General features: G+C 73.0%; 17 protein-coding genes, 1 pseudogene and 1 riboswitch. Of the genes and pseudogenes, 12 read left to right on the forward strand and 6 right to left on the reverse strand.

Going from position 1 to position 17,824, the window contains the following annotated elements; all coding sequences use genetic code 11:
• The first annotated feature begins 1 nt into the window (after window position 1).
• The 4 genes from octT to N912_RS0137550 all read left to right on the forward strand — a co-directional run bounded on the left by octT (window position 2) and on the right by N912_RS0137550 (window position 5,351).
• Window positions 2-739, forward strand: coding sequence for a diglucosylglycerate octanoyltransferase (octT, locus tag N912_RS57130; protein ID WP_037068658.1), 738 nt, complete (start codon window positions 2-4; stop codon window positions 737-739).
• A 271-nt stretch (window positions 740-1,010) separates the two neighbouring features.
• Window positions 1,011-1,907 (forward strand): DegV family protein, encoded by an 897-nt coding sequence (locus N912_RS0137540; protein WP_028926467.1) that lies wholly within the window; start codon window positions 1,011-1,013, stop codon window positions 1,905-1,907.
• 127 nt (window positions 1,908-2,034) lie between these two features.
• Window positions 2,035-2,949, forward strand: a complete 915-nt coding sequence (locus N912_RS0137545; protein WP_084211550.1) for a ComEA family DNA-binding protein — start codon at window positions 2,035-2,037, stop codon at window positions 2,947-2,949.
• Window positions 2,946-5,351 (forward strand): ComEC/Rec2 family competence protein, encoded by a 2,406-nt coding sequence (locus tag N912_RS0137550; RefSeq protein WP_051581357.1) that lies wholly within the window; start codon window positions 2,946-2,948, stop codon window positions 5,349-5,351. Before N912_RS0137545 ends, N912_RS0137550 begins: the two co-directional genes overlap by 4 nt.
• 37 nt (window positions 5,352-5,388) lie before the next feature.
• Here the strand turns inward: N912_RS0137550 and thrC are convergent, their stop codons facing one another.
• A complete protein-coding gene (gene thrC, locus N912_RS0137555; protein ID WP_028926470.1) occupies window positions 5,389-6,654 on the reverse strand; it encodes a threonine synthase in 1,266 nt (421 codons plus the stop codon).
• Between the two features lie 9 nt (window positions 6,655-6,663).
• Window positions 6,664-6,817: riboswitch (SAM riboswitch) on the reverse strand.
• 156 nt (window positions 6,818-6,973) lie between these two features.
• Here thrC and holA point away from each other — a divergent pair.
• A complete protein-coding gene (gene holA, locus N912_RS0137560; RefSeq protein ID WP_051581358.1) occupies window positions 6,974-7,978 on the forward strand; it encodes a DNA polymerase III subunit delta in 1,005 nt (334 codons plus the stop codon).
• A 186-nt stretch (window positions 7,979-8,164) separates the two neighbouring features.
• On the opposite strand, the gene rpsT is transcribed toward holA, so the two are convergent.
• Window positions 8,165-8,425 (reverse strand): 30S ribosomal protein S20, encoded by a 261-nt coding sequence (rpsT, locus tag N912_RS0137570; protein WP_028926472.1) that lies wholly within the window; start codon window positions 8,423-8,425, stop codon window positions 8,165-8,167.
• Window positions 8,426-8,638: 213 nt separating this feature from the next.
• Between rpsT and N912_RS66090 the strand changes: the two are divergent.
• Window positions 8,639-8,929 (forward strand): annotated as a pseudogene (locus tag N912_RS66090) (WhiB family transcriptional regulator); the annotation flags it as partial.
• Window positions 8,930-9,224: 295 nt separating this feature from the next.
• Here N912_RS66090 and cynS read toward each other — a convergent pair.
• On the reverse strand, window positions 9,225-9,689 hold the full coding sequence (gene cynS, locus N912_RS0137580; RefSeq protein WP_037068659.1) for a cyanase: 465 nt from the start codon (window positions 9,687-9,689) through the stop codon (window positions 9,225-9,227).
• 190 nt (window positions 9,690-9,879) lie between these two features.
• Between cynS and N912_RS0137585 the strand changes: the two genes are divergently transcribed.
• Entirely contained in the window at window positions 9,880-10,467 is a 588-nt protein-coding gene (locus N912_RS0137585; RefSeq protein ID WP_028926474.1) for a dihydrofolate reductase family protein, read from the forward strand.
• A gap of 6 nt (window positions 10,468-10,473) precedes the next feature.
• On the opposite strand, the gene N912_RS0137590 is transcribed toward N912_RS0137585, so the two are convergent.
• Together N912_RS0137590 and N912_RS57140 are read right to left on the reverse strand one after the other, a co-directional pair.
• Window positions 10,474-11,676 (reverse strand): MFS transporter, encoded by a 1,203-nt coding sequence (locus N912_RS0137590; RefSeq protein WP_037068661.1) that lies wholly within the window; start codon window positions 11,674-11,676, stop codon window positions 10,474-10,476.
• Between the two features lie 51 nt (window positions 11,677-11,727).
• The gene (locus N912_RS57140; protein ID WP_051581359.1) at window positions 11,728-12,402 is read right to left on the reverse strand and encodes a TetR/AcrR family transcriptional regulator; all 675 of its coding nucleotides are present in this window, start codon (window positions 12,400-12,402) and stop codon (window positions 11,728-11,730) included.
• A 38-nt stretch (window positions 12,403-12,440) separates the two neighbouring features.
• Between N912_RS57140 and N912_RS0137600 the strand changes: the two genes are divergently transcribed.
• The 5 genes from N912_RS0137600 (at window position 12,441) to N912_RS0137620 (ending at window position 17,269) form a co-directional block, all read left to right on the forward strand.
• Window positions 12,441-12,782, forward strand: a complete 342-nt coding sequence (locus N912_RS0137600; protein ID WP_028926476.1) for a rhodanese-like domain-containing protein — start codon at window positions 12,441-12,443, stop codon at window positions 12,780-12,782.
• A 464-nt stretch (window positions 12,783-13,246) separates the two neighbouring features.
• Window positions 13,247-15,094: a translation elongation factor 4 gene (gene lepA / locus N912_RS0137605; protein ID WP_028926477.1), complete on the forward strand. Its 1,848-nt coding sequence runs from the start codon at window positions 13,247-13,249 to the stop codon at window positions 15,092-15,094.
• A gap of 396 nt (window positions 15,095-15,490) precedes the next feature.
• A complete protein-coding gene (locus tag N912_RS66610; protein ID WP_281176340.1) occupies window positions 15,491-15,622 on the forward strand; it encodes a hypothetical protein in 132 nt (43 codons plus the stop codon).
• Between the two features lie 151 nt (window positions 15,623-15,773).
• Entirely contained in the window at window positions 15,774-16,628 is an 855-nt protein-coding gene (locus N912_RS0137615; protein ID WP_028926478.1) for a helix-turn-helix domain-containing protein, read from the forward strand.
• A 68-nt stretch (window positions 16,629-16,696) separates the two neighbouring features.
• Complete coding sequence (locus tag N912_RS0137620) at window positions 16,697-17,269, forward strand: Uma2 family endonuclease (RefSeq protein ID WP_028926479.1); 573 nt, start codon at window positions 16,697-16,699, stop codon at window positions 17,267-17,269.
• Between the two features lie 8 nt (window positions 17,270-17,277).
• Here the strand turns inward: N912_RS0137620 and N912_RS0137625 are convergent, their stop codons facing one another.
• Window positions 17,278-17,730: a MarR family winged helix-turn-helix transcriptional regulator gene (locus N912_RS0137625; protein ID WP_064745507.1), complete on the reverse strand. Its 453-nt coding sequence runs from the start codon at window positions 17,728-17,730 to the stop codon at window positions 17,278-17,280.
• Between the last annotated feature and the right edge of the window lie 94 nt (window positions 17,731-17,824).

Here is a 17,824-nt window from a genome sequence, read left to right on the forward strand (position 1 = left end):
CGTGTCCGGACCGGTGCTGCTGGTGCTCGGCGACTCGCTGGCCTTCCACGGCCCGTCGCGCGCGGAGCCGGCGAACGAGCCCCGGCTGTGGCACAACGTCGCGGCCGAGGCCCTTGGCGGGCGCGCCGAGCTGCTCGCCGGGTACGGCTGGACGGCGCGGCACGCCTGGCGGGCGCTGATCCACGACCCCCGGATCTGGCCGGTGATGCCCACGGTGGACGCGCTGGTGCTCGGCGTCGGTGGCATGGACACGTTGCCCTCGCCGCTGCCGACGGCGGTGCGCGAGCTGATCCCGTCGCTGCGTCCTGACGGGCTGCGGCGGGTGGTGCGGGACGGTTACCAGGCGGCGCAGCCGTGGCTGTCCCGGGCGCTCGCCCGGCTCCCCGGCGGTGGGCCGGTCGCACTGCCGCCCGCGCAGACGGTGCGGTACCTGGAACAGTGCCGGCGCGCGGTGACGACCATCCGGCCGGGCATCCCGGTGGTGGCGTTCCTGCCCAGCGTGCACCGGGCGCCGGCGTACGGGTACGCGCACCCGGGGCGGCGTCCCGCCGAGCGGGCGACGCGGGCGTGGGCCACCTCGGTGGGCGCCGCGACGCTGGACGTGCCGACGCTGGTGCGCTCGCACGTGTTCGCCGGCGAGGGGAACCCGGACGGCATGCACTGGGGTTGGTGCGGCCACCGCGTCGTCGGCGAGGCGCTCGCCAAACTGCTCCGCGAGTCGGGGCTCTCGGCACCTTGAGTCGGGGCTCTCGGCACCCTGAGGGGTTGTTCACGCTCCAGCCAGGAGGGCGGGCCGGAGGCTCGTCCGAGTGGCTGGATCGGGCTTTGTGATCGCCGGAGGCGATTCGTGAACAACCCCGGTTCACGGGATGACCGAGTCGGGGGTTTGGGCGCCTTTGCGGTGGGGCGGCCGGCTGGATGCGTCGTGGCGGCACGCTCTAGGGTCGAGCGACCGCATCGGGTCGGCGCGCTCCGACCCCACCAAGTCGTCCTGACGGCCGGAGGTCGGCGTGCCCGTCGCCGTGGTGACCGACTCCACCGGCTACCTGCCGGCCGGGTTGGCCGAGCAACACCGCATCCACGTGGTGCCGCTGCGGGTAGTGTGGGGCGAACGGACCGGGCTGGACATCGTGGACGTCGGGCCGGCCGAGGTCCGGGCGGCGCTGGCCGACTCGAACGTGCTGGTCGGCACCTCCCGGCCGGCGCCCGCCGAGTTCGCCGCGCGCTATCGGGAGCTGCTGGACGGGGGCGCGGACGAGATCGTCTCGGTGCACCTGTCCCGGCGGCTGTCCGGCACCTGGGAGGCCGCGCGGATCGCCGCCGAGGAGGTCGGTTCCGGTCGGGTGCGGGTGGTCGACTCCAGGTCGACCGGGATGGGGCTCGGGTTTGCCGTGCTGGCCGCGTCGCGGGTGGCGTTGGCGGGTGGTGAGGGTGCGGAGGTGGAGGCGGCCGCCGCCGATGTGGCCGCCCGGAGCCGGGTGTTCTTCTGCGTGGACTCGCTGGAGCACCTGCGCCGGGGCGGGCGGATCGGCGCGGCGGCAGCCTGGTTGGGGAGTGCGCTCGCGATCAAGCCGGTGCTGCATGTCAGCGACGGGTTGATCGAGCCGTTGGAGAAGGTGCGGACGGCCGCGAGGGCGGCGACTCGGATGGTGGAGCTGGCGGCGCGGGAGTGCGGGACGGGGCCGGCGGAGCTGGCGGTGCACCATCTGGGCGCGGTGGCGCGTGCGGAGGAGCTGGCCGGACGGCTGGCGGAGCGGTTGCCGGCGGCGGGGCCGTGCGTGGTGTCCGAGGTGGGAGCCGTGCTCGGGGCGCACGCCGGGCCGGGGTTGTTGGGGGTTGTCGTGGTGCCCGGTGTGTCCGGCGTGCCCGCCGACCGAGCGGGGCGTACGTCGCCCCGGCCAGTGTGACACGCCGACCGGACGTTTTCGCGCCCTCCGGCGCCGTGGCGGCTCGGTTGTCCACAACTCCCGGGTAATCCACAGGGCGGGCCGCTGACCTGCACCGATCGCTCGGGAACTTCCTAGCCTCGCTCCCATGACGACGGCGCGCAGTGACGTTTCAACCGAGCAGGAGAGGTCGGCGGCCGAGCGGCTGGCCGCGCTTCGGGCGGCGCGGGGCTCTCCGGGCGCGGCGCGGGCTCGCGGTGACACCGCCCGGCCGGCCGAACGGCGGCCGTCCCCGCGCGCACCCGGAGCCCGCACCAAGCCCGCGCCGACCGACACCGCCCCGCTCCCGGTCCTCCCCGCCCCGCCCCGGTCGCTGACCCGGCTGCTGGAGCGGTGGCTGCCCTCGGCGTGGCGCGGCGCGCGACTGGACCCGGGCCGGCCGGGCGCGCTGGCGCTCGTGATCGTCGCCGTCCTCGCGGCCGTGCTCGCCACCGTCGCGGTCTGGCGCTCCCGGCCGGTCGCCGAGCCGGCGCCCGCACTCGCGGTGGCCACGCCCGCCGTGGAGACCGCCCCGTCCGTGCCAGCGCCCGCGCGAGCCCCGACCGCCGGCCAGCCGCTGGTGATCAGCGTCGCCGGCAAGGTCCGGCGGCCCGGCCTGGTCCGGTTGCCCGACGGCTCACGGGTCGCCGATGCGATCGCGCAGGCCGGCGGCCCGACCCGAGACGCGGACCTGACCACGCTGAACCTCGCACGGCGCCTCACCGACGGCGAGCAGATCCTGGTCGGCCTGCCGCAACCGGCCGAAGCCGCCGCCGGCGCACCGGCGAGCCCGTCCGGCGGACCCGGCGCCGCCGCACCGCCGTCCACGGGCGGCAAGGTCGACCTGAACCGCGCCACCCTGGAGCAGCTGGACACCCTCCCGGGCATCGGCCGGGTCACCGCCCAGCGAATCCTCGACTGGCGCACCCAACACGGCCGGTTCACCTCGATCGAGCAGCTCCGCGAGGTCGAGGGCATCGGTGAGCGCCGGTTCGGCCAGCTCAGGGCGCAGGTGACGATATGAGCCGCCCGGACGAGCGACCCGACCCGGCCGACGTCCTCGACCTGCGCCTGGTGCCCGCCGCCCTGCTGAGCTGGCTGGTGGTGATCCTCGGGCTCACCGCGGGCTGGCCGGTGTCCGCGATCGTCGCCGGGCTCGCCGTGCTGGTCGGGTTGCTCGCCCTGGCGCGGCCGGCCCGCCGTCGAGGTCGGTACGCCCACGGCCTGCTCGCCGCCGCCGGATGCGTCGCCGTCGCCGGCCTGGTGACCACCCTGAACGTCGCCCAGGTCACCCGGCACCCGTTGCGTGACGCGGCGGCACAGGGCAGCGCCGCCACGGTCCGCGCCGTCGTCACCGGCGACCCCACGCCGCTGCTGAGCGCGGGGTCCGACGGCTACGGCGGCCGCCAGGGCGGGGCCACCGAGGTGACGATCTCGACCGAGCTGGTGAGCGCGAGCTCGGGCGGCGGCCGATGGACCACCGGAGGCCGGTTGCTGTTGATCGCCTCCCGGGCGGAGTGGGGGAGCGTCCTGCCCGGCTCCGAGCTGACCGCCTCCGGGCTGCTCGCCCCGGCGACCAGGCCCGACCTGACGGTCGCCGTGCTGCGAGTGCGCGGCCCGCCCACCGACGCGACCGAGCCGCCCTGGTGGCAGCGCGGCGCGGACACCCTGCGCGACGGCCTGCGCCGGACGGCCGCATCGGTGCTGCCCGAACGCCCGGCCCAGCTGCTGCCCGGCCTGGCCATCGGTGACACCAGCACGATGTCCTGGACGCTGCGCGAGGAGTTCCGGGCCACCGGGCTCACGCACCTGGTCGCGGTGAGCGGGGCGAACCTCGTGATCGTGTGCGGCGCCGTGTTCGGGCTGCTGGGCCTGCTGCAAGCCGGGATCCGCACGCGCGTGCTGGTGGCACTGCTCGCGCTGGTCGGGTTCGTGCTGTTGGCCCGGCCGTCACCGAGCGTGCTGCGGGCCGCCGTGATGGGCGGGGTCGGTCTGCTCGCGGTGCTGGCCGGCCGGCGCCGGCAGGTGATCCCGGCGCTCGCGGCCGCCGTGATCGGACTGCTGCTCATCGACCCGGCATTGGGCACCGATCCGGGGTTCGCGCTGTCCGTGCTGGCCACCGCCGCGCTGGTGCTGCTCGCACCGCCGTGGGCCGCCTGGCTGCGCGCGCACGGCGTGCCACCGGGTGCCGCCGAGGCGTTGGCGGTGCCCTCGGCCGCGCACCTGGTCACCGCTCCGCTCGTGGCCGGCCTGTCCGGCCAGGTCAGCCTGGTCGCGGTGGTGGCCAACCTGCTGGTCGCCCCGGCGGTGGCACCGGCGACGGTGTTGGGCGTGCTGGCCGCGGTGGTGTCACCGGCCAGCACGGCGGTCGCGGAGTTCTGCGTCTGGCTGGCGGGGCATCCAGTGGCCTGGCTGGTCACGGTGGCGCACTGGGGCGCGGCAGTGCCGGGCGGCTCGGTGCCGTGGCCGGCCGGGGTCGGCGGAGCCCTGCTGCTGGCGGCGGCCGTGGTCGGGGTGGTGGTGATGTTCCGCCGCCGGCGGGTGCGGGCGTTGGTCGTGGCGGCGTTGCTGGGTGCGCTGCTGGTCCTGGTCCCGACGCGGTTCGCCACCCCGGGGTGGCCGGTGGAGGGCTGGTCGGTGGTGGCCTGCGACGTCGGCCAGGGAGACGCCCTGGTTCTGGCCACCGACCAGCCCGGCCGGGCGGTTCTGGTGGACGCGGGCACCGAGACCGGAGCGGTGGACGGCTGCCTGAGCCGCCTCGGGGTCAGCGTGCTGTCGCTGGTGGTGGTCAGCCACCTGCACGCCGACCACGTGGGCGGGCTCGGTGCCGCCCTCGACGGCCGCGCGGTGGGAGCGGTGGCCGTCGGCCCGGCCCGCCAGCCGGCGTGGGCGTTCGAGCGCGTACACCGGCTGGCGAGCGGGAACCGGGTCCCGGTCGTCGAGCTGCGCGCCGGCCAGCGGCTGAGCTGGCCGGGCCTGGTCCTGGACGTGCTCGGCCCGCGCGAGCCGCCGGCCTACCTGGACCCGGAGGACGGGACGGACGTGAACAACACCTCGCTGGTGCTGCGCGCGACCACCCGAGGCGGCACCGTGCTGCTGCCCGGCGACATCGAGCTGCTCGCCCAGGCGAACCTGCTCACCGACGGCGCCCTGCTACGCGCCGACGTGCTCAAGGTCCCGCACCACGGTTCCCGGTACACCTCGCCGGGCTTCCTGGCGGCGGTGCATCCTCGGCTCGCGCTGGTCAGCGTGGGCGCGGGCAACCGCTACGGACACCCGAACGCCGCCGTCCTGGACGCGCTGGGCAGGGGTGGCGCGCTGGTACGCCGCACCGACCAGGCCGGCGACGTGGCGGTGGTCGCCGCCAGGGACGGGCCCGTGGCGGTCGCCCGCGGCCAACCTCGGCCGGCACCCCGCCGTGGCTGAGGCGCCGGCCGGTGGCGCGGGCTCGGCCCGGCCGTGCTCAGCCGGCGAGCGCCTCCCGCACCGCGGCGGTGGACGCCGACACCACGGCCGTCGGGCGGGCGTGGTCGGCGACGGCGTCCAGGGTCTTCAGCCCGTCCCCGGTGATCAGCAGCACGGTGTCCGCATCCGGGTCCAGCTGGCCGCTCTCGACCAGCTTGCGGGTGCACGCCACGGTCACCCCACCCGCGGTCTCGGCGAAGATCCCCTCGGTGCGGGCCAGCAGCCGGATCGCGTCCACCACCTCGGAGTCCGAGACGTCGGTCACCGCGCCCCCGGTGCGACGCACGCTGTCCAGCACGTACGGGCCGTCGGCCGGGTTACCGATGGCGAGCGAGCGCGCGATCGTGTCCGGGCGCACCGGCCGGACCACGTCCTGCCCCTGCGCGTACGCGGTGGACACCGGGGAGCACCCGGTGGCCTGGGCGCCGAACATCCGGTACGGGGTCGGCTCGACCAGGCCGAGCTTGCCCAGCTCGCCGAACGCCTTGTCCACCTTGGTCAGCTGGGACCCGGAGGCCACCGGCACCACGATCTGGCCCGGCAGCCGCCAGCCGAGCTGCTCGGCCACCTCGAAGCCGAGCGTCTTGGAGCCCTCGGCGTAGTACGGCCGGACGTTCACGTTCACGAACGCCCAGTCCTCCTCCTCGGCGGCCAGCTCGGTGGCCAGCCGGTTCACGTCGTCGTAGTTGCCGTCGACGGCGATCAGGGTGCCGTCGTACACGGCCGTCATCTGGATCTTCGCCCGCTCCAGGCTCTTCGGGATGAGCACCACCGAGCGCCAGCCGGCGCGGGCGGCCGCCGCGGCCACGGCGTTCGCCAGGTTGCCGGTGGACGGGCAGGCCAGCACCCGGAACCCCAGCTCACGGGCGGCCGCCAGGGCCACCGCGACGACCCGGTCCTTGAACGAGTGGGTCGGGTTGCCGGTGTCGTCCTTCACCCACAGCCGCTTGATTCCCAGCTCGGCGCCCAGCCGCTCGGCCCGTACCAGCCGGGTCAGCCCGGGCTCGGTGTTGGGGTGGCGGGCGACGTCCGCCGGCACCGGCAGCAGCGGGGCGTAGCGCCAGATCGACTTCGGGCCGGCCTCGATGCGCTCGCGGGTCACGTCGCCGAAGTCGTAGGCCACCTCGAGCGGGCCGAAACACTCCGGACAGGCGAACTCGGGGGCCAGCGGGATCTCGTGGCCGCACTCCCGGCAGGACAGGGCGCGGGCGGAACCCAGGTCGAGCGAGGTGTTCGTGGACAGGGCAGCGGTGTCAGCGCTCATGGCGAGGTCTCCTCATCTGTCCCGCGCTTGCGGGTCGGAATTGGCACCGTGATCGTCGACGACCTCGCCCTACGGACGTGCTGCGCTACGGCAATGCGCAGATCGCTCGACGCCGGTTGCCGGGGCTTCGCAGGGCCGTTCCCTCTGCCCCTCTGGATGAGCCGTATTCGGTTGTGCCCGGTCACCGGGCGGTCCGCATCGGAACGGACTGCCAAACACGGTACGTCAAGGTCGTCGGGTCCGCCCAGCGCGTCTCGTGATCTGGGAGCGGGCTCACCCTTCCGATGCCGCCCGGGGGTGGGCCTGGGACGATGGCGGCATGAGTCGCTCCGCCGCGAGCCCGACCGGCGACACCGACCAGGTCGGGGTGACAGCGATCCCGCTGCGGTTGATCATCGGGGACGAGGAGCTGCTGGTCGAGCGGGCGGTGGCGCGGGCGCTGGCGTCCGCGCGGGCCGCCGACCCGGACGCGGAGCTGCGCCGGGTCGCCGCCGCCTCGTTGACCCGTTCCGAGCTTGCCGAGCTGGTCAGTCCCTCGCTGTTCGCCGAGGGGCGGGTGGTGGTGCTGGACTCCGCGCACGAGGCGAGCAAGGACGTCGCCGCCGCGATCACGGACTACGTCAAGGCGCCCGTCGACGGGGTGAGCCTGGTGGTGCTGCACGCCGGCGGCGCGCGCGGCAAGGCGCTGGCCGACGCGCTGCGCTCCGCCGGTGCCGAGGTCACCGAATGCACGAGGGTGACCAGGTACGACGAGCGGGTCGACTTCGTCAAGGCCGAGGTCCGCCGCGCCGGCGGGCGGATCACGCAGGACGGCGTGCGGGTGCTCATCGACGCGGTCGGCAACGACCTGCGCGAGCTCGCGGCCGCCGCCGGGCAGCTGGTCGCCGACACCGCCGGGGCCGTCGACGAGACCGCCGTGCGCCGCTACCACCGGGGCCGCGCCGAGGTGACCGGTTTCGCGGTGGCCGAGAAGGCGGTCACCGGGGACCGGGCCGGCGCGCTGGAGGCGCTGCGCTGGGCGGAGCTGCTGGGCGTGCCGGCCGTGCTGGTGGCCGACGCGCTGGCCGACGCCGTGCGCACGGTGGCCAAGGTGGGCGCGGCCGGTCGCGGCGACCCGTACCGGATGGCGGGATCGCTGGGCATGCCGCCGTGGAAGGTCCGCAAGGCGCAGGCGCAGGCCAGGGGCTGGCGCCCGGCCGGGATCGCGCGCGCCATGGCGGCGGTGGCCGAGGTGAACGCCGACGTCAAGGGCGCATCGGCGGATGCGAACTACGCGCTGGAGCGCGCGGTCATGAGGGTGGTGAGCGCCCGCGAGGCGCGCTGAACGCGCTGGACGGTCGAGGGCCGCACACACGTCGGCGGCGCTGCCCCACGGGAGTGGACAGCGCCGCCGATGTGCCGAAGAAGTTCTACCAGGTCTTCGTTGTCGCTGAGTACAGCGTTACATCCGATCCGGAAATTCCCTACCGGATGTGACGTAGACCCGATGTGACGTGGGTCAAAGCCCAGGTCAGAGCGCGTTGGCCCGGCGGGCCATGGCCGACTTCTTGTTCGCCGCCTGGTTGCGGTGGATGACGCCCTTGCTGGCCGCCTTGTCCAGCGCGCGGCTGGCGTAGCGCTGCCGCTCGACGATCTGCTCGGTGTCCCCGGCCTCGACGGCCTCGCGGAAGCGGCGGATCGCGGTGCGCACGGCGGACTTCACGGACTTGTTGCGCAGGCGACGCTTCTCGTTGGTCTTGACCCGCTTGATCTGCGACTTGATGTTGGCCACGCGACTGCCTCTGGTCTTCCTGTTCGTTGTCGTCCGCCGCGCGCCGGGACCTTGGCGCCGGAGTGCTGCCGGATTCCTCTGGCCCAGCGGTGGGATCACGCCGGGCGTTCGGCCTCCCAGGGTAACAGCGCGGGTCGGCCTCAGGGTTCCCGGGGCGAATCTCCGTAATCTCCCTGATGTCCCGCCCCACCCCTCCCGGCCACGATCGATGGCATGAGGGGAACACAGCTTTCAGACCAGCCGGCGCCCGCCTCGATCGGTACCGACCGCGTCCCGCACCCCCCGTCGGCCGTGCGCACCCCCTGCGCCGACGCCAACCCCGACCTGTGGTTCGCCGAGCGTCCGGCCGAGCTCAACGTCGCCAAGGCGCTCTGCGCGCACTGCCCGATCAAGGCCGCCTGCCTGGCCGGCGCGCTGGAGCGCGGCGAGCCGTGGGGGGTCTGGGGCGGTGAGATCGTCCAGCAGGGTGTCGTACTGGCGTACAAGCGCGGCCGCGGCCGGCCGAGCAACGCCGACCGCCAGCTCGGCCTGGTCACCAAGGTCGCCGATCCGAACGCGGACGGTGCCTCGGACATCGTCGAGGCCGCCGCCCGTCGCGCCGACCGGGCAGCCAGGGTCTCCGCCGAGCGGCGCCGGGCTCGCCGTCGCGTCACCGTCGTCCCCGGCGGCGCCGATGGGACCGGCCGGCCCACCGTGAGCGTGCACGGCCCGGCGGCGGCACACAGCTTCGCGTCGTGACACACAGGCCGGGCGTTGTGTGCGGCGCCGAGACGCCGTATGCGGCGCGGGTGGCGGGCGGTCACCAGGTTCGGTAGGGGAGGAACTTGCCGTTCAGGGTGAGCTTGACGCGGTCGCCGTTGGGGTCGGGGACGCGTTCGACGGACAGCTCGAAGTCGATCGCGCTCATGATCCCGTCGCCGAACCGCTCGCGGATCAGCTCGCTGATCGTGGAGCCGTAGACCTGGATCGCCTCCTGGAGCCGGTAGACGATCGGCTCGCTGGTGTCCACCGCGTCCGCTCCGCGCACCGGTGGCAGCCGCAGCGCCTCGACGACCGCCTCGTCCAGGTCGAGCAGCGAGCCGACGGCGCCGGCCTGCACGGCGGTCAGCGGCTGCTGGCCGAGCAGCGCGGAGGTCGTCCACTCGGTGGAGCTCCCGAGGCGCTCGGCGATCGCGGACCAGGACAGGCCGCTCCGCCGCTTGGCGGCCAGCACCGAGGCGGCCGCGTCGCGGCGGGTCAGCGGCGGCAAGGGGGTGAAGTTCATCGTGCGCTCCCGGGTTCGTCGGACGATCGTGATCGTCGTCCGCCCACCGACCGGCCGGCAAGCTGCCCAGAGCGAACACGGCGGACAGTTCGCGCACGGCGGACGCGCGGACGTCGACGCGCGGACGTCAAGACCGCGACACCGGCTCCGACCCACGGGTGTCACAAGACCCCTGGAACGGAGCAGAACGATGCGAATCCGCGCCCGCATGGCCATCAGCGCCGACGGCTACGTCACGACCCCGAGCGGCTGGCCCTCGCTGGCCGCCGACCCGAGCTTCGCCCGCGACAGCCACGGCATCCCGGAGTTCCTCGACGGGTGCGAGGCGGCGTTGATGGGCCGCACCACGTTCGAGCCCGCGCTGACCAACGAGTGGTGGCCGTGGCCGAACCTGGAGGTGTTCGTGCTCGGCTCGCACCGCCCCGCCGGCACCCCCGACCACGTCGTGACCGACCCCGACCCGGCCCGCCTGCTGGACAGGCTCCGCGCGGCCAACCGGGGCGGCGACGTGCACCTGGTCGGCGGCCCGCGCACGATCGAGACCTTCCGCGCCCTCGGCGCGCTCGACGAGCTGCACCTGCTGGTGCTGCCGCTGCTGATCGGCGGCGGGATGCGGCTCACGCCGTGGCTCAGCGTGCACACCGGCCTGGTCCTCCAGCGCCAGCGCGCCCTCCCGGAAGGCTCGGTGGAGATCGTCTACGCGGTGGACGAGGATGCGCGCCCCGCCTCGCCGGCGCTGGACGAGAACTGGCTGCCGGCCTCCCAGCGGGTGCGTTAGACCGGGTCACCGCCCCGGGCGCCCGGGGCCGTGCGCGCCGCGCAACGGGAGCAGCGCGAGGGCCGCCGCCGTGGCCAGCGCGGCGGCCAGCGCGATCGCCCACCGGTACCCGCCGGTGGCGTCGATGAGCAGCCCGGCCAGCGGCGGCCCGACCAGCACCCCGATCGCCGAGCCGGTGCCGGCGAGCCCGAGCGTCCCGCCCAGCCCCTCGGTTCCGAACAGCTCGGCCATCACCGCCGGCCCCAGCGCGATCCAGCCGCCGTAGCCCACGCCCAGTATCGCCGCGAAGGCGACCAGCGCGGGGTAGCCGGACACCGCCAGCCACACGATGTAGCTGGCCGCCATGATCCCGAAGCAGAACCGGTAGGAGCGCAGGTAGCCGATCCGCTCGGCCACCGGGCCGATGGCCAGCCGCCCGACCACGCTGGCCACGCCGACCACTCCCATCAGGCTCGCGGCGGCGATCGGGGCGGTGCCGTTCGCGGTGGCGAAGGCGGGCAGGAACACGAACGGCACGAACAGCGCGAGCGACGAGCACACCGTCGAGACGTACAGCGCCCGGAACCGGCGGTCGCGCACCAGCCGCCCGGCCCCGGACCCACCGCCGGCCGCCGCGGCTTGCACCGGAGGAGTGGTGGTCACCAGCGCGCAGCCGACCAGCGCGGCCGCCCCGGCGAACCCGAAGATCTGGTACGCCGTGCGCCAGCCGTACGCCGCGATCAGCACGGCGGCCACCGGCGCGCCGAACAGCGTGCCCGCCCCGATTCCCGACACCGCCACCCCGAGCGCGAGCCCCCGCCGCCGGGAGAACGAGCCCCCGACCGCCGCGACCATCGGGATGTACCCGCACCCCGCCGCCACCCCGACCCCGAGCCCGTGCGCCAGGTACGCCAGCCACACCGTGTGCGCGTGCGCGATGACCTGCAGCCCGCACACCAGCGCCACCGCCCCGACCAGCAGCAGCGGCCTCGGCCCCCACCGGTCCCCGGCCCGCCCGGTGACCAGGCCCAGCAGGAACCAGCACGCGGCGGTCACCGAGAACACCACGGAGGTGGCGCCGCTGCTGGTGTGGAACTCCCTGGAGATCGGGGTGAAGAACGCGCCGAAGCTGTAGCCGATCCCGAACACCACGAACGTCGACACGAATGCCGCGCCCGCGTTCAGCCACGCCCGTACCGGGTCGATGCCCCCCTCCGCGGCGCTGCGCATCGGTTCGATCGTGACACCGCCTGGCCGCCCGCGCCGCCTGTGACAGGTATCTCAGCGCTGTGACATATCACACGCCGAGCTGTCACATGCGACCAGCTCCGCGTGCCGGGCCAGCCCGTCGATGAGCTGCTCGCGGCTCACCCCGGCGTCGAGCTGGGCGAGCAGGTGCTCGGCGGCCAGCGGTCCGAGCAGCGCATGCGCCAGCACCACCGCCCGCGCCGGCGGGTGCCCGGCCCGTTCGAGCAGGATCCGCAGGTGGGTGTGCCAGAAGCCGAACGCGCCCAGCCGGAACCGCGCGCCCGAGCTGGCCGTCTCCGACATCCGCACCAGCTCGGGGGCGCCCAGCACGTAGTCCAGGTAGGCGCGCACGAACGCCACCACCCGCGCGGCCGGCCCGGCACCGGGCCCCAGCGGCGGCGGACCGGCCAGCATCGCCTCCTGCAGCTCGCGCTCCCGCTCGTCGAGCAGCGCCGCCGCCAGCCCCGACTTGTCCCCGAACCGCCGGAACACGGTGCCCTTGCCCACCCCGGCCTCGGCGGCCACCGCGTCCAGGCTCACCGCGTCCACCCCGTGCTCGGCGAACAGCCACGCGGCGGCGTCCAGGATGCGCCGCCGGTTGCGGGCGGCGTCGGACCGTTCCCGGGGCGGCGCGGGACGGCCGAGCGTGGGCGGTTCCAGCGGCGTTGACGAAACGGACCACGGTCCGTAATCTCGGGGCGACGGCATAACCGGACCGTAGTCCGAAACGACGGAAGGATCCACTCATGGCCACATCGATCACCCGCGAGGAGCTCCGCTCGGCCATCGCCGAGGGCTCGGTGGCGGTCGTCGACGCGCTGCCCGAGAGCTACTACGCGAAGGCGCACCTGCCCGGCGCGCTCAACCTGGAGGAGGCCGACGTGCCCGCCCGCGCCGCCGAGCTGCTGCCGGACCGGGCCGCCGCGATCGTCACCTACTGCGCGAACACGGCGTGCGCCAACAGCCACGCCGTGGCCAGCAAACTGGAAGCCCTCGGCTACACGAACGTGCGCACCTACCGCGAGGGCATCGAGGACTGGACGACCGCCGGCCTGCCCACCGAGTCCGGCATCCCCGCGACTCACTGACCAAGGCGGAGGGTGCGTTCCGACGCGGTACGGACTCCCAAACACCGACGCCGGAACGCCCCTCCGTTCTCACTGCACGGCTGACGCCCGAGGAAAGCAGACATCGAGCAAACTCGCCACGGCCGTCCCGTGAGCCGTCATAGGTTAGCCCGACCGATCTTGGTGCTTTCAAGTGGATGGGTTCGTACCCCCTCCGTCCACCTACAAGACGCACAAGCCCGCACCCAGTAACCCCCGCGAGTCGGGGGTCTCAGCACACTGAGTCGCGCGTTTGGGCACATCCGCGGCCGCGCGTCGCGGCAACGGCCGGTGTGCCAGAACGCCCGACTCGGTGTGCCAGAACGCCCGACTCGCGGGGGTTTTGGGCGCGGGCGCGGGGGAATTCCGGGGGGTGGGGCGGGCGCGGCCAGGTCACCCGGATGGCGTGCGACGATGGAGTAGACCCCCGCACGCAAAGGATCCGAGTGAGCACGTTCGCCGACCGTACCTTCACCGCGCCGGAGCGCATCCGCAACTTCTGCATCATCGCGCACATCGACCACGGCAAGTCCACCCTGGCCGACCGCATGCTGCAGTTCACCGGCGTGCTGGACGAGCGCAGCTACCGCGCCCAGTACCTGGACCGGATGGACATCGAGCGCGAGCGCGGGATCACCATCAAGGCGCAGAACGTCAGGCTGCCCTGGCGGGTGGGGGACACCGACCACGTCCTGCACCTGATCGACACCCCGGGGCACGTGGACTTCACCTACGAGGTGTCGCGCGCGCTGGCCGCCTGCGAGGGCGCGATCCTGCTGGTGGACGCCGCGCAGGGCATCGAGGCGCAGACGCTGGCCAACCTGTACCTCGCGCTGGAGCGCAACCTCACCGTCATCCCGGTGCTGAACAAGATCGACCTGCCGGCCGCCGACCCGGACCGCTACGCCGCCGAGCTGGCGCACATCATCGGCTGCGAGCCGGACGAGGTGATGCGGGTCAGCGCGAAGACCGGCATGGGGGTCCGCGAGCTGCTCAACGAGGTGGTCCGGCTGGTGCCGCCGCCACAGGGCGAGCCGGACGCGCCGCCGCGCGCGCTGATCTTCGACTCGGTGTACGACAGCTACCGGGGCGTGGTCACCTACATCCGGGTGGTGGACGGCAAGATCACGCCACGGCAGCGGATCACCATGATGTCCACCGGGGCCAGCCACGAGCTGCTCGAGGTGGGCATCATCTCGCCGGAGCCCAAGCCGTCGCAGGGACTCGGCGTCGGCGAGGTCGGGTACCTGATCACCGGGGTGAAGGACGTCCGCCAGTCGCGGGTCGGCGACACGGTCACCTCGCAGCGCCACGGCGCGACCGAGCCACTGGGCGGCTACCGCGACCCGCGCCCGATGGTCTACTCCGGGCTCTACCCGGTGGACGGCTCGGACTACCCGGAGCTGCGCGACGCGCTGGAGAAGCTCCAGCTCAACGACGCGGCGCTGACCTTCGAGCCGGAGACCTCGTCCGCGCTGGGCTTCGGCTTCCGCTGCGGGTTCCTCGGCCTGCTGCACCTGGAGATCACCCGCGACCGGCTGGAGCGCGAGGCCGGCCTGGACCTGATCGCTACCGCGCCCAACGTGGTGTACCGCGTGATCCTGGACGACGGTACCGAGCAGGTGGTGACCAACCCGTCGGACTGGCCCACCGGCAAGGTCGCCGAGGTGTACGAGCCCATCGTGAAGACCACGATCATCGCCCCGTCCGAGTACGTCGGTGCGATCATGGAGCTGTGCCAGAGCCGGCGCGGCCAGCTCGGCGGCATGGACTACCTGTCCGAGTCCCGCGTGGAGATCCGCTACACGCTGCCCCTCGCCGAGATCATCTTCGACTTCTTCGACGCGCTGAAGTCCCGCACCCGCGGCTACGCCAGCCTGGACTACGAGGAGGCCGGCGAGCAGGCCGCCGACCTGGTCAAGGTGGACATCCTGCTGCAGGGCGAGACGGTCGACGCGTTCTCCGCCATCGCGCACCGCGACGCCGCCTACGCCTACGGCACCCGGATGACCGCCAAGCTGCGCGAGCTGATCCCGCGCCAGCAGTTCGAGGTGCCGATCCAGGCCGCCATCGGCTCGCGGATCATTGCCAGGGAGAACATCAGGGCCATCCGTAAGGACGTGCTGGCCAAGTGCTACGGCGGTGACATCACCCGCAAGCGCAAGCTGCTGGAGAAGCAGAAAGAGGGCAAGAAGCGGATGAAGACGATCGGCCGTGTCGAGGTGCCGCAGGAAGCCTTCGTCGCGGCCCTGTCGACCGACGAGGCGGGCGACAAGCCCAAGTCCAAGAAGTAGTTCGTCGGGAAACGAAATCCACTCCTGGGTGGAAGGTAAAGGCACCTCTACTCGGTGGGCGCCACGGCGCTGGCCAGGCGAAATCGCTGATCGCGCCCTGCGGTGCGGGTAATGGGTGTCCTTGTTCTCGATTCGTTCACTCTCGTGTCGAGAAGATGTCACGCGGGTTTCTGAGGCAATAGTGAAACGTCCAGTGGGCGTGTGATCACGTGCCTGGCGTCCTCTTTATGCCAACACGCGCATAACGGTGCGAGCAGATTGATGCCGGTTACTTGGGGGCTCTACTCTGACACGCCCAGTTACCAGGGAGGGTGCATGAAAGCCAGGGACAGGCAAGGTCACGTACTGGAGCTGACCAGGATTGCCGGCGACTGGAGCATTGACGAATGTGAGTGCGTGTCACGGACCGACCGGGGCACCGCCGTGGTGCGCGGCACCGTGCTGCGCAGCGTCGACACGCCGCAGGGCGACGTGCTGGCCGAGATATCGATCAAGCTGCTGCTGGAGGCCGCCCGTACCCTCCGCTGAGCGCGCCGGGCGTACGCCCCGACGACCGGTCCGTTCACACCCGTGGGAGACCACCCTGTCGAACCCTGACCTGACCGAGTCCCGGCGCTATCGTGGCGTTGCGCTGGCCAAATCCGCTCGTCTTCCACGCTTGTCGACCGCTGACCGGGACGTGAGCCTGCAACCAGAGTGGTCCGAGGCGGACCGCACCGAGCTGGCCGGGGCACTGCGCGAGCTGCGCAGGGCCTCCGGCCTGTCCGGCGCGGCCCTGGGGGCCAAGGTCTACATGAGCCAGGCCAAGGTCTCGCGCATCGAGACCGGCCGCATCGTGCCCAGCGTCACCGACGTCGAGCTGCTCGTGCACGCGCTGCAGGTCGAGCCGGAGCGCGCCAGGGAGCTGGTCGGCCTGGCCAGGGTGGCCAACACCGAGCACCAGTCCAACCGGGTCATGCAGCGGCGCGGCTACGGCACCCGGCAGCGCGACCACCTGGCGATGGAGGAGCAGTGCCGGCTGCGCCGCCAGTTCCTGCCGACGGTGCTCGGCGGCGTCATGCAGATCCCCGCGTACACCCGCCGGGCGGTGACCGACCCGGTGCTGGAGGAGCCCGAGTCGATGATCGAGGAGATCATGGCCGGCAAGCGGCTGCGCCGCGCGGTGCTCGACCGGCCGGACAAGCGTTTCGAGTTCGTGCTCACCGAGGCGGCGTTGCGCACCCGGCTGCTGGACGCGACAGGGATGACCGAGCAGATGGACGACCTGGTCGCCACCGCGGCCCGCCCGAACGTCACGGTGGAGGTCATCCCGTTCAGCACCGAGCTGCCGACCGGGCCGCTGAACATGTTCTCGATCTACGACGACAGGCTGGTCGCGATCGAGGACGAGACCGGCCTGCTCATGCTGCGCGACCCCACCGACATCCGCTACTACACCGACCTGTTCGAGGTCTTCCGCGGCTACGCGCTGCGCGGCGACGAGGCGCGCGAGTTCGTCCGCTCCGTCGCCGACGACTACCGCCGGGAGACCTGACCTCGGGTGGCCGCCAAGACTGTCGGTGCCGTGCGGCGAGCTGGTCACCATGGGGAAAAGGAGGCACCATGACGGTCATGACCACGTCCATCCCAGGGCGTCCGTTCACGGTCGACGACCTGGAGGCGATGCCCGACGACGGGCATCGCTACGAGCTGCTGGACGGGGTGCTTCTGGTGAGCCCGGCACCCGGTAGGCGACATCAGCGGGTGTGCGGGCAGCTGTTCATCAAGCTGGAACAGGCATGCCCGGGTGGCATGGAGGTGTTGTTCGCGCCGTTTGCCGTACAGACATCCAAGAGCACCGAACTGCAGCCGGACGTTCTCGTCGCCCGAGAGTCCGACCTGACCGAACAGAACCTGCCGGCGGCGCCGCTGTTGGCTGTCGAGATCCTTTCACCGAGCACGGCGTTGTTCGACCTGAATACCAAGAGGGCCGCGTACGAACGGATGCGGGCGCCGTCCTACTGGGTGGTTGATCCCGACCAATTGGTGCTCACCGCGTTCGAGCTGGACGAGAACGGCCGGTATCAGCAGGTTGCGGAGGTCAAGGGCACCGAGGAGTTCCGGGCCGAGCGTCCGTTCCCGGTACGAATCGTGCCCGCGGAGCTGCTGAAGGGGCCGCGCCGGCGCGACCTGTGAGCCGGCGGCTACTCGGTGGCGGGGACGGGGAGCTGGTGGGCAAGGCGGGCGAGCAGGGTGGACAGCGCGGTGTTGCCGTCGGCCAGCTCGACCAGGGAGCCGTCCACCCGCTGCTCCAGTTGGCGACTGATCCTGGCGACCACCTCGCGGCCGTTCGGGGACAGGTGGACCAGGACGCGGCGGCGGTCGGCCGGGTCGTTGCGGCGGAACGCGAACGACTGGGCCACCAGGCGGTCCACCACCCGGGTGGCCGTCGGGTTCGGCACCGCCGCGTGCTCCGCGATCTCGCCCATGCTGCGGCCGCCACCGCGCGACAGCAGCAACAGGACCCTCCAGCCCTCTCGGCTCAGGCCTTCCTCCTCGGTGACCGGGGTGAGCACCGCGTCGACGGCCCGGTCGGCGTGGTCGAGCAGCTCGACCACGCTCGGGTAGGTGATCGCCGGGGTGCGTGGCGTAGGCACGAATGGACGCAACACGAGGGAAGAGTGTACGGCTGTTCTCACTAACGTGTGACGCCGGGTGGCGCTATAGAGTGATACTGGTCACCTTGTCCTA

The organism is Actinospineispora acaciae DSM 45401 (genome assembly GCF_000620785.1).
Taxonomy (GTDB): Bacteria; Actinomycetota; Actinomycetes; order Mycobacteriales; family Pseudonocardiaceae; genus Pseudonocardia; species Pseudonocardia acaciae.

Coding starts and splice junctions, on each gene's coding strand:
- N912_RS0137585 (WP_028926474.1), top strand. CDS start 9,880: ATGCGAATCCGCGCCCGCATGGCCATCAGCGCCGACGGCTACGTCACG.
- N912_RS0137545 (WP_084211550.1), top strand. CDS start 2,035: ATGACGACGGCGCGCAGTGACGTTTCAACCGAGCAGGAGAGGTCGGCG.
- thrC (WP_028926470.1), bottom strand. CDS start 6,654: ATGAGCGCTGACACCGCTGCCCTGTCCACGAACACCTCGCTCGACCTG.
- holA (WP_051581358.1), top strand. CDS start 6,974: ATGAGTCGCTCCGCCGCGAGCCCGACCGGCGACACCGACCAGGTCGGG.
- N912_RS57140 (WP_051581359.1), bottom strand. CDS start 12,402: ATGCCGTCGCCCCGAGATTACGGACCGTGGTCCGTTTCGTCAACGCCG.
- cynS (WP_037068659.1), bottom strand. CDS start 9,689: ATGAACTTCACCCCCTTGCCGCCGCTGACCCGCCGCGACGCGGCCGCC.
- N912_RS0137590 (WP_037068661.1), bottom strand. CDS start 11,676: ATGCGCAGCGCCGCGGAGGGGGGCATCGACCCGGTACGGGCGTGGCTG.
- N912_RS0137600 (WP_028926476.1), top strand. CDS start 12,441: ATGGCCACATCGATCACCCGCGAGGAGCTCCGCTCGGCCATCGCCGAG.
- N912_RS0137620 (WP_028926479.1), top strand. CDS start 16,697: ATGACGGTCATGACCACGTCCATCCCAGGGCGTCCGTTCACGGTCGAC.
- N912_RS0137550 (WP_051581357.1), top strand. CDS start 2,946: ATGAGCCGCCCGGACGAGCGACCCGACCCGGCCGACGTCCTCGACCTG.